11 protein-coding genes are annotated in these 13,078 nt (G+C 64.2%); 6 read left to right on the top strand and 5 right to left on the bottom strand.

Annotation, left to right across the window (positions count from 1 at the left end; genetic code table 11):
- Positions 1–36 precede the first annotated feature (36 nt).
- A complete protein-coding gene (locus F0P96_RS04845) occupies positions 37–2,487 on the top strand; it encodes a glycoside hydrolase family 31 protein (protein ID WP_235917388.1) in 2,451 nt (816 codons plus the stop codon).
- Between the two features lie 127 nt (positions 2,488–2,614).
- On the opposite strand, the gene F0P96_RS04840 is transcribed toward F0P96_RS04845, so the two are convergent.
- The 3 genes from F0P96_RS04840 to F0P96_RS04830 form a co-directional block, all read right to left on the bottom strand.
- Positions 2,615–3,670: an esterase/lipase family protein gene (locus tag F0P96_RS04840; protein WP_151077703.1), complete on the bottom strand. Its 1,056-nt coding sequence runs from the start codon at positions 3,668–3,670 to the stop codon at positions 2,615–2,617.
- A gap of 313 nt (positions 3,671–3,983) precedes the next feature.
- The gene (locus F0P96_RS04835; RefSeq protein WP_151077702.1) at positions 3,984–4,907 is read right to left on the bottom strand and encodes a T9SS type A sorting domain-containing protein; all 924 of its coding nucleotides are present in this window, start codon (positions 4,905–4,907) and stop codon (positions 3,984–3,986) included.
- 93 nt (positions 4,908–5,000) lie between these two features.
- Complete coding sequence (locus F0P96_RS04830; protein ID WP_151077701.1) at positions 5,001–5,807, bottom strand: rhomboid family intramembrane serine protease; 807 nt, start codon at positions 5,805–5,807, stop codon at positions 5,001–5,003.
- A gap of 161 nt (positions 5,808–5,968) precedes the next feature.
- On the opposite strand from F0P96_RS04830, the gene F0P96_RS04825 reads away from it, so the two are divergent.
- The 5 genes from F0P96_RS04825 (at position 5,969) to F0P96_RS04805 (ending at position 10,146) form a co-directional block, all read left to right on the top strand.
- Positions 5,969–6,328: a hypothetical protein gene (locus tag F0P96_RS04825; protein WP_151077700.1), complete on the top strand. Its 360-nt coding sequence runs from the start codon at positions 5,969–5,971 to the stop codon at positions 6,326–6,328.
- A gap of 72 nt (positions 6,329–6,400) precedes the next feature.
- Positions 6,401–6,616: a hypothetical protein gene (locus F0P96_RS04820; protein WP_151077699.1), complete on the top strand. Its 216-nt coding sequence runs from the start codon at positions 6,401–6,403 to the stop codon at positions 6,614–6,616.
- 12 nt (positions 6,617–6,628) lie between these two features.
- Positions 6,629–6,931, top strand: a complete 303-nt coding sequence (locus F0P96_RS04815; RefSeq protein WP_151077698.1) for a hypothetical protein — start codon at positions 6,629–6,631, stop codon at positions 6,929–6,931.
- Positions 6,932–7,003: 72 nt separating this feature from the next.
- Complete coding sequence (locus F0P96_RS04810) at positions 7,004–8,260, top strand: serine hydrolase (RefSeq protein ID WP_160620442.1); 1,257 nt, start codon at positions 7,004–7,006, stop codon at positions 8,258–8,260.
- Between the two features lie 89 nt (positions 8,261–8,349).
- Positions 8,350–10,146 (top strand): glycoside hydrolase family 10-like protein, encoded by a 1,797-nt coding sequence (locus tag F0P96_RS04805; RefSeq protein WP_235917387.1) that lies wholly within the window; start codon positions 8,350–8,352, stop codon positions 10,144–10,146.
- 76 nt (positions 10,147–10,222) lie between these two features.
- On the opposite strand, the gene F0P96_RS04800 is transcribed toward F0P96_RS04805, so the two are convergent.
- The gene (locus F0P96_RS04800) at positions 10,223–11,500 is read right to left on the bottom strand and encodes a hypothetical protein (RefSeq protein ID WP_151077696.1); all 1,278 of its coding nucleotides are present in this window, start codon (positions 11,498–11,500) and stop codon (positions 10,223–10,225) included.
- Positions 11,501–11,549: 49 nt separating this feature from the next.
- Complete coding sequence (locus F0P96_RS04795) at positions 11,550–13,016, bottom strand: SusD/RagB family nutrient-binding outer membrane lipoprotein (protein WP_151077695.1); 1,467 nt, start codon at positions 13,014–13,016, stop codon at positions 11,550–11,552.
- Positions 13,017–13,078 lie beyond the last annotated feature (62 nt).

Raw genomic sequence — 13,078 nt, 5'->3', positions numbered from 1 at the left:
CCTTTCTTAGTTGCCCACCCCTGAAGCAGAGCTGACATGGACGAGTCGATTCAGGAACTCAATTACATGATCAACGACTTGGCCGAAAAAGCCAAGCACGAGTTTTTTCCGGACCGCGTAGTCCGCTGCGACGCCAACGAGGCGGCTGCCGATTTTACCTTCACCTGCCAAAACGGCGTGGCCCTGCGCGTGCAGGTCGTCAACGACAAGGTGCTGCGCTTTCGGTACGCCACCGACGGCCAGTTTGCCCCCGATTTCAGCTACGCCTTTCCCGAGGGCGTGCCCGCCCGGCGCCAGCCCAGTTTGCTGGAGTTTGTGGAAAAGGCCGACCACTACCGCCTCACCACCGGCCGCCTCATCTGCACCATCGGCAAAGACAACCTGCACGTGCGGCTGCTCAACCGCTCGGGCGCGGTGCTCTGCGAGTACGAAAAAGGCTTCCATTGGGAGTACGACTGGGATTCGGGCAACGACATCGTGAAGATGAGCCAGCAGGTGCAGCCCGGCGTGCACTACTTCGGCCTCGGCGACAAGCCCGCCAACATGAACCTGCGCGGGCAGCGCTTCTGCAACTGGGGCTCCGATACCTACGGCTACGTGAAGGGCTCCGACCCGCTCTACAAGAACATTCCGTTTTTCCTGGCCCTGCACCAAAAGCTGGCCTACGGCATCTTTTTCGACAACTCCTTCAAGAGCTACTTCGACTTTGCCGCCGAGCGCGCCGACGTGACCAGTTTCTGGTCGCACGGCGGCGAGATGAACTTTTACTTCATCTACGGCCCCTCGCTCACCGAAGTCAGCCAGGAGTACACCCTGCTCACGGGCACGCCCGAATTACCGCCGCTCTGGGCCCTGGGCTACCACCAGTGCAAGTGGAGCTACTACCCCGATTCGCTTTTCAAGGGCATCGGGGCCGAGTTTCGCAAGCGCCGCATTCCCTGCGACGCGCTCTACCTCGACATCGACTACATGGACGGCTACCGTTGCTTCACCTGGAGCCCGGAGCACTTCCCCGAGCCCCAGAAAATGGTGCGCGAGCTGGCCGACGACGGGTTCAAAACGGTGGTCATTATTGACCCCGGCATCAAAATCGACTCGCAGTACGACGTCTACCAGCAGGGCCTCGCAAACGACTACTTCTGCCGCCGCGCCGACGGCCCGCTGATGAAGGGCTCGGTGTGGCCCGGCCTCTGCAACTTCCCCGACTACACCCGCCCCGCGGTGCGCGAGTGGTGGGCCGGCCTTTTTAAAGGGCTGATTGAGGACGTGGGCGTGCGCGGCGTGTGGAACGACATGAACGAGCCGGCCGTGTTCGAGAAAGGCACTTTCCCCGACGACGTGCGCTTCGACTACGACGGCAACTCTGCCTCGCACAAAAAAGCCCACAACGTGTACGGCATGCAGATGGCCCGCGCCACCAACGAGGGCGTGAAACGCTTCGCGTACCCCAACCGGCCCTTCACCATCACGCGCAGCACCTACGCGGGCGGGCAGCGCTATTCCTCCGGCTGGACCGGCGACAACGTGGCCAGTTGGGAGCACCTGTGGCTGGCCAACATCCAGTGCCAGCGCCTGAGCATCTCGGGCTTTAGCTTCGTGGGCTCCGACATCGGCGGCTTCATCAACACCCCCGACGGCGAGCTGTACGCCCGCTGGGTGGCGCTGGGGGCCTTCCACCCGTTCTTCCGCACCCACAGCAGCGGCGACCACGGCGACCAGGAACCCTGGTCCTTCGGCGAAGAGTACGCCGACCTGGCCCGGCACTTCATTGAGCTGCGCTACAAGCTGCTGCCCTACATCTACACCGCGTTTTGGCAGTACGTGCGGCAGGGCACGCCCATGCTCCGGCCGCTGGCCTACCTCGACCAGAACGACCCCGAAACCTACCAGCGCATGGCCGAGTTCGGGGTAGGTGACCACCTGCTGGTGTGCCCCATCACGCAGGCCGGCGTAGACGGCCGCTGGCTGTACCTGCCCCGCGGCGAGTGGTACTACTACTGGACCGACGAGTTGCGCGAAGGCGGCGCCGAAGTGTGGGCCGCGGCCCCGCTCAACCGCATTCCGCTCTACGTGAAGGCCGGCGCCGTGCTGCCCCACTACCCCGTGATGCAGTACGTGGGCGAGCAGCAGGTGCAGGAACTTATGCTGCACGTGTACCACAAAGAAGGCCGCGAAACCAGCACCCTCTACGACGACGGCGGCGAAGGCTACGGCTACGAAAACGGCCAGGCCACGGTGCGCCACTTCACAGTGCAGGGTGGCGTAAGCGGCCTGCACCTGATCCAGAAAACCGAAGGCGACTTCCAACCGTCCTGGACAACCTGCCGCGTCATTCTGCACGGCCTGCCCGCCGACAGCTCTTTTACTGCCACCGTCGATGGCGCTGCGGTGGAAGTGAAGCCGCAGGCTGTTGGCAAAAGCCGGGAGCTGCCGCAGTTGGTGGTGCCCGCCGGTTTTCAGGAGTTGGCGGTGAGCTGGGGCCAATAGCCCGCCCCGCCGGAACGTCAAAAGCCGTCGTGCCATGCCTCCTCGGAAGCATGGCACGACGGCTTTTATGCTATATCACTACCTCGATAATGTTGAGCGTAAGCTCTCGGAGGCCATTACTAACTTCCTATAGATGCTCCCGCAGGTACTGGTACACCTCCGTATTGGCCAGCAAAGTGCCGTGGTGCTGCCGCGGAAACATGCGCACGTGCACTTGCCCCTGAAACGCAGCCCTGGGCCCAAAAATGTCGCCGGTAGCGCTGCTGCCGCCCACCAATCCGTCGCCGAAGTAGCGGGCGAGAATGGATTCGGCGTTTTTCAGGAGCGAGCCGGCCAGCACGTGGTAGGCAACGCCGGGCAATGGCGGCACGGGCGTGCGCGGCGGCAGCAGGTCGTCGGCGTGCGGGCTGAGCCAGTCCTCGTCGACCAGGCGGGCGTGCCGCAGGTCGCGGATGCCGTTGGAGCGCCGGTCAATGGTATCGGCCACGAAACGGGTGGGGCGCAGGTTGAGCTTGCGCAGCAGCAAGGCGGTCAGAAAGCTGTGCTGCTCCAAAAACGAGCCTTCGTTGGGCACGCCCAGCAGAAACACGCTGCGCAGGCGTGCCGCCCACGAAACAGTAGTGGCCTTGTTAGCTGCCGATTGGGCGTTGTCAGTGTTAGGCTCCGCAGCCGCTTCTGGTGGCAGTGCCGCGTAGTAGCCGGCCGAGCGGATGACCAGCCCGCCCATCGAGTGGCCCACCAGCACCAAATCGGCCACGGTTTCGGGCCAGGTGGTTACCAGTTCCGTGAGCAGGCGACTCAGGTCGCGGCCGTTTTCGGAAATGTGCCGGCCGGTGTTGTAGCGCACGTAGAGGCAGCGCACGTCGGCGTCGCGGGCCAGCTGCGGGCCGTAGCGCGGTACGTCGGGCGGGCCCTGCTGCCAGATGTATTCGTCGCCCATCAGTCCGTGCACAAACACCACCGTGCGTTGCGGCGGTTGCCCAGCCAACGGCAAATCGGCCACGGCTACATCGCGCCCGCCGTGGCGGAAGCTCATGGCAATGGCGCGCCGGTCGTGGCGGGCCGCCAGCTGGTCGCCGATGGCCCCGTTGAGGGCCGGCAGCAGAAAGTGGCGGTAGCTGCGGCCGGTCTGAAAGAGGTACCCGATGCCCTCGGCCGGCACCGTAACCGTGCGGCGTAGCACGGCTAGCAACCGCCGCCAGCGCGGAACAGGTGGAAAACCAACAGGAGAGGAAGGCGCTTCGGACACAGCCAACGGAGCAGACAACGGACTACCAGCAGCCCGCCAGCAAGATAAGCACCGGCTGGTTGCCGGAACACGAAACAAGCGCCGGGCGCAGCCATCTGCCAGTCGCGGCTTGGAAAGAGCAGGCTGCCTGGGTAGGGAAGGTCTGGGCGGCGAAGGCGACTTGCGCGAAATATCTGCGGGGCGGCCAAAAACAAAACCGCCCGGCGCAGGCCGGGCGGTTTGCAGAACTAGCTGAACGTAGGAGTGACTAACGCACAATCAGGCGGCGAACCAGTGAGCCTTCGGCGGCGGCCACGCGCAGGGTGTATATGCCGGCGGGCTGGTTGCTCAGGTCGATGGTGCGGGTGCTGGCGCCGGTAGTGGCGGCTTGCTGCAGCACGGTGCGGCCCGTAATGTCGGTTACGGTGTAGGCAGCGTTCAGCAAAGCCGGCTGCTGGCGGGCGTCGAGCGCGAACTTGCCGCCGGTGCTGGGGTTGGGGTACACGGCCAGGAGGTTGTCCGTGTGCTTGGCGTCGCGGGCCGGGGTAGCCGTGCCGGTCATCACCACGTCGTCAATCAGCAGCGAAGTGCCCACCGTGATGGTGTTGGCGTCGCCGGTGCTGATGAGGATGCGGATAGAGTCGGGAGCTACGGCGGAGCTGTAGGTGAGGGGCACCGTGGCCAGCGTGTAGCTGCTGGCCAATTGGCGGAAGTACATGTCGCCGTAGGCTACTTCCTGGGTTACGCCGGCGGTGGTTTTGGTCAGGAACACGCTGATGGAAGCGGAGTCGGCCACGGCGCTGGCACCGGCCAGCTTGTAGTAGAACTGCATGTTGGCCGGGCGCGACGTGAACGGCGCGCCACCGGGGAAGTCGCTGCTCAGGTTGAGGCTGTTGCCAAGAATGAGCAAGCCGGGCACCGTACCGATTAGCGGAGCGGTTTTCGTTTCGAGCTTGGCCGCAAAGGTTCCACCGTGCTTGTCGGTGGATTTGGCCACAGTACCCGAAGTGATGGGCAAGCCAAACACGCCGGCAATCAGGTCGTCGGTGGTTTGCCAGCCTTGCGGGGCCTCGGCGCCGTTGCGGGTTACCCAGTTTTCGAGGGTGCCTTGGGGAACGGGCATCGTTTGAGCAACACTAGCGGAGGCGCCCAGCGTCAGGAATGCCAGCAAAGGGAGTAATAAGCGTTTCATACAAGAAATGGGTGAAAAGTGGTTTGGAGCAAGAGAACCGAATGCGGCGGAACGTTGCAAAGGTAAAGGCTAAAATTTCACCTGTAAGTCACATTATCGGGTGATACCCGGTAGTTTTTTTACTAAACCGCCGAGTATCAAGATGCTACCAAATAAGGCGCCCGTGAGCAGTCCGCCTACGTGGGCAGCTTGGTCGATGCCGGGTTGGTTGGCCACCGCGAAACTGCTGCCCACCATGTAAAGCGTGTGCACCAGCAGGGCGCTGCGCTCGGAGCGGCTGAGACGGCTGCTGGAGCGGGCCGCAAAAGCCAGCATGAACCCGTACAGCCCGAAAATGGCCCCCGACGCGCCCACGCTGTTGACGCCCGCCGGCAGGTGCCACCACAAGCTGGCAGCGGCCCCGCCCAGCCCGCTCAGCACGTAGGCCAGCAGCAGGCGCCCGCGCCCCACCAGCGGCTCCAGCAAGGCCCCAATCACCAGCAGGGCGTAGCTGTTGAGCAGCAGGTGCCACAGGCCGCCGTGCAGCGCGCAACTCGTAAGCAGCCGCCACCATTGCCCGGCCAGCACCAACGACGAGTAGTTGGAGCCCCACGCCACCAAGGCCGCCCCGCTGGGCTGAAACGCATCGACGCCAGCGGCCACCATGAGCAGGTACACCAGCATGTTCAGCAGAGCCAGAGCGAGCGTGAGGGCCATGCTGCGGTGCAGCGCGGGCACTGGCGCCGGCACCGGCTTTGGCAGCGGCTCGGAGGGTGGAACCTGACCCCGGCGGTGCAGCTCGGCCCAGGCGGCTTCTACCAGGGGCGGCGCAAAGCTGTGCGGGTGCTGCGTGAGGTAGAGCAGCTCCGCGTCGGTTTTGCGGGCAAATGCGTCGGTCAGCGCCGAGGGGCCGGATTCCATGCCAACGCGCTCTGCTACAAGCCTGCCAAGCTGCCTGCGTCCGACAAGATGACAACTCGACTGTAGGAACCGCCTCGGCAGGGCCGCGTATAGTTTGAGGGCCCCGGGTCAACAGCCGGGCGCTACCATACCGTTCTAACCCCACCAACTCACCTTTCGCCATGACACCCGACCCCATCCAGGACGAACCATACAACCAAGAATCCAACGCCCGCGAAGCCGGCCGCGAGTACGAAGCCCAAGCCACGGCCTCGGGCCAGCCGTCGAGTGAGCAAGACCGCCAGCCCCAGGGCCGCTACGGCATGGGCGACCGACTAAACCTGCAAACCGGCGAAAACGCCGACGACAACACTGGCAGCGGCGGCAACGTGGGCGGCCGCGAAACCACCGGCCGCAGCGTGAGCCGCGGCACCGAGTACGATGCCCCCGGCAACGCCGCCGATGGTGACGTGGGCGGCAGTACCACCTCAGCCGGCACGGGCACTTCGGCGGGCCAGCCCGGCGCCGTCACGGGCTTTTAGCCAGTCAACCCAGCCTTTACTTTTTGCCGCGTAACCACACCTGCTCTTTTCTAACTCCCAACCCCCTCTGTGATGAACAACGAAAAAGCAGCCCCCAGCAATTCCGAAAGCAGCGGTGCCAACCGCGTAGGCGTAGCCAATAGCGGCCAGAATGAGTTTCCGCTGAAAAAAGATGCCAAGCCCAGCACCGACGGGAACACGCCCAGCGCCGGCTCGCAGGAAAGCGACACCGCCAAGCGCACCGGCCGCGGCAGCCAGCAGGACGAAAACCAAGGCTCGAACCAGTAGCTCTGCCGCGCCATGAGTTCGACCGGAAACAATAAATCGAACACCAGTGGCTCGCACGGCGGCAACCACGGCAACGACCGTGACAACCGCAACGAGCAGCCCGCTTCGGGCGAAAACGCCAAAGGCAGCAGCCGCGCTGGCGGGCAGCCTTCGGCCGACCAGCGCAACCAGGGCGGCGGCCAGGACAGCGAGAAAAAGCAGAACCAAAGCCAGCCCAAGGGCGAAACCACCGAGTACCCGAACGGCAAAATGTCGCGCAGCTCGGCCAACGACGGTGGCACTATTGACGATTCAGACAACCGCGACGCCCACTAACCACACGGCGTTTCCAACAAGCCGGGTCAGCGCGCTAGGAAGTATCTTCCCGGCATGCTGACCCGGTTTTTTATGCTTTCAGCGTTGCTGGCCTTGCCGCTGGCTGTAAGTGCGCAGCTCCGCAACCCGCTAAAGCACTTGCTGCGCCGCGACACCACGGCCGTGGTGCAGCAGGTGCTGGCCGCGCCCCAAGCCCACCGGCTTCAAATCATATACACCCAAATCCGGCGCAATGCACTGGGCTGGCCGCGCTTCAAAAGCTATACCTACCGGCTGCGTCCCGCCGAGTATTTCTACCCGGCCAGCACCGTGAAACTGCCCACGGCGGCCGTAGCCCTGGCAAAATTGCGCACCCTGAACGCCGCCCGGCTGGAGCCCGAAACCCCGCTGCGCATCGACTCGGCTTTTGCGGGGCAAACGCGGGTGCTGGCCGACAGCAGCGCCCCGGGCAGGCGACCTAGTATTGGCAACTACATCCGGAAAGTGCTGCTAGTAAGTGACAACGATGCCTTCAATCGGCTGTATGAGTACGTGGGCCAGCAGGAACTGAACCGCGCGCTGGCCGACCACGCGTTGCCGCGCACGCGCATCATTCACCGCCTGGCCGTCGGCGACAAAGAGCCCGGTTCGCGGCACACCAATCCGTTCACGTTTTTCGCCGATACCACACGCTCGACGGTGCTTTACCGGCAACCGGCCGCCACCAATACCGCACCGCTGCCGCCGTTGCAGGCTACCGATTTTCGCATCGGCCAAGCCTACCTGGAGGGTAATCAGCGCGTCGAGCAGCCGTTGGATTTCGGCACCAAAAGCTACTTCCCGCTCAACGAGCAGCAGCAGGTATTGCGGGCATTGCTGTTTCCGGCGTTTGTGCCGCCGCGCCAGCGTTTTGATCTGGTACCCGAGGACTACGCCCTGCTGCGCAAGTACCTGCACTTGCCACCGCGCCGGAGCCGGTTCCCGCGGTACGATTCGGTGGCCTTTCCTGACAACTACGCCAAGTTTTTGCTGGTGGGCGGGCCGCCGGCACGACTGCGCGAAGGCGTGCGCATCTACAACAAAATCGGGCAGGCCTACGGGTTTCTGATCGACAACGCCTGCGTGGTAGACTCGCTGCGTGGCGTGGAGTTTATGCTGTCGGCGGTGGTGTACTGCAATGCCGACGGCGTGCTCAACGACGACCAATACGAGTACGACACCGTGGGCTTGCCGTTTCTGCGCCGCCTCGGGCAACTGCTGTACGACTACGAACTGGGCCGCACGTCACCGGCGCGTACCCGCCAGATTCGGGCGTATTGGGCCGAAAGCAAGGAGCGGAGTCAGCCGTAAACCGCTCCGCGCACCGCCGATGTGCGTAACTTGCGGGCTACTGCGTTGTTGGGCTGGCCGCAGATGGCCGGCCGCTGGTTGATTTTCAAATGCTCCGATTCCTGCTGTGCGCCGTTGTGGCGCTGCTTTCCCCGCTTGCTTCCCTGGCCCAAATGGCGTCGCCCGGCGTGGCGGCGGGCAAAACCGGCGTCATCACCACGCCCGTTCCCTCGGCCCCGCCCAAGCGCGAGCTGCGTGGTGTCTGGATTGCCACCGTCGAAAACATCGACTGGCCCAGCCGGCGCGACCTCACGCCCGAGCAGCAGCGCAAGGAGTACCGCCGCCTGCTCGACGCCGAGCAGCGGGCTGGCATCAACGCGGTGTTTGTGCAGGTGCGGCCCGCTTCGGATGCGTTCTACAAAAGCGACTTGGAGCCCTGGAGCAAATGGCTGAGCGGCCGGCAGGGCAAAGACCCCGGCTGGGACCCGCTGCCGTTTCTCATCGACGAAGCCCACCAGCGCGGCATGGAATTCCACGCTTGGTTTAATCCCTACCGCGCCAGCATGGACTCGGTGACGAGCCGCCTGGCGCCCAGCCACCCGTACCGCAAGCACCCCGAGTGGTTTTTGCGCTACTCCGGCAAGCTGCTCTACAACCCCGGCCTGCCCGAGGTGCGCGCCTACATCACGCGGGTCATTCAGGACGTGGTGCGCCGCTACGACATCGACGGCGTGCATTTCGACGACTATTTCTACCCGTACCCCGAGTCGGGCCAGACCATTCACGACGAGCAGGCTTTTGCGCAGTACAACCCCGACCGCCTGAGCTTGCCCGACTGGCGCCGCCGCAACGTCAACCAACTGGTGCAGCAAGTGCACGACTCTATTGACAGCGCCAAGAGGTGGGTGAAGTTTGGCATCTCGCCCTTTGGCGTATGGATGAACCAGGCCAGCCACCCCGAGGGCTCGGCCACCAACGCTTTCCAGGGCTACTCCGGCCTCTACGCCGACGCCCGCGAGTGGCTGCAGCAGGGCTGGGTCGATTACGTGCTGCCGCAGCTGTACTGGAGCTCTAACCTGCGCGTGGCGCAGTACCCGGTGCTGCTGGAGTGGTGGGCGCGCAACCGCTTCGAGCGGCACCTCTACATTGGGCAGGGCGCCTACCGCATGCTCGAAAGCACCCGCTCCGACACCACCTGGCGCAACCCGCGCGAGTTGCCCAAGCAGGTGCGCCTGAACCGCTCGTACCCCACCGACGTAAGCGGCAGCGTGTTTTTCTCGGCCAAATCGGTGGTGGCCAACCCTCTGCACACCACCGATTCGCTGCGCCTGAACCTGTTCCGGTACCCGGCGCTGCTGCCCACCATGCCGTGGAAGGACGCCGTGCCGCCCCGCGCCCCCGAGCAGCTGCAACTCACCCGCGCCAGTGGCTCCGTCGTTACGCTGGCGTGGCGTTCCGGTCCGGCTGCCGCCGACGGCGACTCGGCTCGCGCCTTTGTCGTGTACCGCTTTGCGCGCGGCGAGCGGCCCACACCCGACAACCCCGCTCGCATTCTGGCCATTCAGCCCCGCCTCACACGCACCCAGCACGCCTTCGTGGACACCACCGCCCGCTGGGGCATCGAGTACGCCTACTACGTCACCGCCCTCGACCGCCTGCACAACGAAAGCCGCCCGGTAAATGTGAGCACGCTCGGTTCGGCGGCCGGCCCGGTGCTGGCCCAGGCCGAACCCGAGAAACCCGCTGCTCCCGCTGTTACACCTCCAGCTTCGGCGCCGGTGGCTACGGCCCCCGTGCAGCCCGTGCGCCCGGCCGTAACCCGCCCCACTACCACGGGCACGAGTAAGGTGAAAGTGGTAACCAAGAAGAAAAAGCGCGGCTTCTTCCGGCGCTTGTTTGGGGGCTGATGCAAAGCAATTGATTACACGAAAAAAGGCCGCCTTCCAGCTGGAAGGCGGCCTTTTTAGCTTATGGAAGCAAAAGCTACAGCGCCTTCACGTCCATTGTCAGCGTGACGCCGGCAGCGGTGCGGTTGATGCCGGTGACGGTGAAAATAGCGTACTGATCGACGTTGCGCAGGCGGGCAATGAATACGTCGCCCACCACCACGTTGTCGAGCTGCGCCACCTGAGCGGTGGCGGCCGCCGTTTGGTAGGCCGCCCGGATGCTGTTAAGCGTGGCCGCGCTGTACACGGCGGCGGTCGAGCGGAAGAACTTGGTCGTGTTCAGGGCCTTCAGCTGCACGGCATTGGTGGCAATGCTGGTAATGGCCACGTCCTTGTTGGCCGGGGCACCCGCGACGGGTACGCTGGCAAACGTCGTCAGGTCATACGCTGCCAGGTCGCCGCCGGTGGTGCCGGTATAGGTGAGCGTGACGGTGCGCGCCGCCGCTAAGGCAGTGGGCGTACCCGGCGTGAGGGCCGCCGCCGTAGCCGACGCCGCGCGGTATGTAAAGGTGGCCGGCAAGGGCTGGGCCTGGTAGCGCGACTTCGCCTCGAAGCGGAACACCACGGGCTGCCCGCTGGAACCGGCGGGCAGGGCCAGGTCCACGTTCACGGTAGTAGCCGCGCCCGACTGCGCGCCCGTGCCAACCGGCACCCGCTGGCGGGCATAGCGGCGCTCGGCCTGCGTGCCCACGCGCACGTAGGTCACGAGGCTGTCGATGTCTTTGAAGAGCGTGCCGGCCACGTTGATGTTGGCAGCCGAGGTGATGCCGCCCGCGTTCAGCGTCACCGGGAAGCGCACCACGTCGCCGGGGACGGGCGTGCTGGTACCGGGCGCGGTTACGTTGGTGGGGTTGCCCACGCTCACGGTGGGCGTGGCCTCGGCCAGCCGGAAGCTGAAGGAGCGGGTTTTGGTTTGGCCGTTGCTGCTCACCACCACGGCATCCACGCGCACGTTGGCCTTGTTGGCGCCCGTGGGCACCACGTAGTTCACCAACAGCGTATCGGCCTGGCGGATGCGCGAGAAGGCAGCGCGGTAGGGAATGGTTTGCACCAGCGTGGAGTCGCGGCCGGGCTCTACTTTCTGCAGAATGCGGATTTCGCTGATGGGGTCGGTTTGGGCGGCAAACTGCAGCTCAAACCGCACGTTTTCGCCGGGGGCGTACTTGGTGGCGGTACCCAGCGTGTTGGCCAGCACGGTGGGAAACAGCTTGTCGTTTTGCACCTCGGCAAACGTCTCCAGCTCTTTTTCGCAGCCGCTGGCCAGCAGGCCCACGGCTAGCAGCGCGGCGGCGCTCGGGAAAGTATATCGTTTCATCGTTGGGGAAAGCAAGGGTTAGGAATACGGTGCTCGGGGAGCCGGGCCACTAGGGCATATCCCACCACATGCGCTTGATAATGAACGTCGGCTCGTTGCCGCCCGCTTTCAGCACCTCCGCCAGGTTGAACGACACCTCGGCCGTGGGGTACAGCAGGCGGCGCGGGTACTCGCCGCGGGCGTTGGCGCTGGCGCCGACCGGGTACGTCAGGTTCGGGTAAATGGTGGGGGCGAAGTCGTAGCGGCGCATGTCCACCCACGCTTCGGGGTTCAGGAACAGAGCAATGTATTTCTGCTCCATGATGTTTTTCAGCGACAAATCGGCCTCGGTCTGGGCCACGGCGGCGCTGGCCAGGTAGGTGGTTATCTGGGCGGCGGGCACCCCAATCTTGGTCATGTGCAGCCGGATACCCTCCTTGTAGGCTGTCAGAGCGCGGGCCTTCTGGTTGGCCAGGAACGCGGCTTCGGCCTCAATGAACTTCAGCTCGTGGTAAGTAATGACCTCCTGGTAACCCAACTCGCGGGCGTAGTAGCTGCTGTAGAAGTCGGTTACGCCGGTGGGTACCGGGTTGAGGCCCCGGCCGGGGTCGGCGCCCACGCTGCTGGTCGTAGCCATAATGGGGTAGCGCGGGTCAACTACCCCAAACGCTGTGCCGTCGAGGTATTTGATGAAGTTGCGGCCGTAGGTGGCGCTGTTGAAGTTGACGCGAGCGGGGCCGTAAAAGTTGGTCGTGTTGCTCAGCGGGGCCACCGGCGTCTGGAATTGCAGCTGCGCGTCGTCGGCCGAGGACGTGAAGCCCTTGGCGAGGTAACTGAGCGTGGTGGCGGGGTTGTAGTTGGCCTTTTTGGTGGTGTGGTGGTACTGGCGGGCTTTCAGCGACCAGGCCAGCTTCACCCACCGGTCGGTGTTGCCCTGGTACAGAATGTCGCCGCTGACGGTGGGCGAGCCGGTGTAAAACGGCCGCGAGTTGGCCGAGGTCGGCTTCGACATTTCCACCACGCCCTCGTCGAGCAGCTGGTAGATGCTTTCGTACACCTGCTCCTGCGGATCGTACTTGGGCGTGAAGTTCTGCTCGCCCTTAAACGCCTCCGAGTACGGCACGTCGCCAATCATGTCGGTCACGTGGCTGATGAGCAGGGCCATCATGATCTTGCCCGCGCCCACGTAGTAGGCCGAGCCTTCTTCCTGGGCCAGCCGGTTCATGAGCGGAATGTTGCCCGCGCTCAGGTAGTAGGTGTTGTTGAAGGTGGCGTTGGAGTTGTCGTTGATGAGAATGTACTGATCGGCAGGCACGCCATTGGCGCTACGCGAGGCCAGGTGCTGCGTGAAGTAGGCCGTGCGGGCCGACGTGTTCGACTGCACCTGAATGCCGTTGGAAATGATGCTCGGCAGCAGGTAATTGGGCGTGGTGGTGCCGGGGTTGTTGGGGTCGGAGTTCACGTCGAGGAAATCCTCGCAGGCCGTGAGTACCGTACCGCCCAACGCGAGGCCCAGTAGGAGAAGAAACTTTTTCATTGGAATATCAAATTGTTAAATGGTCGAATGGCTAAATGGTTGGTCGTCCGGTTGCGTTCAGA

It is taken from the genome of Hymenobacter busanensis, from assembly GCF_008727865.1.
GTDB lineage: Bacteria > Bacteroidota > Bacteroidia > Cytophagales > Hymenobacteraceae > Solirubrum > Solirubrum busanense.
Note: the sequence above shows the minus strand (reverse complement) of the source record. Positions and strands in the feature narration are given on the sequence as shown.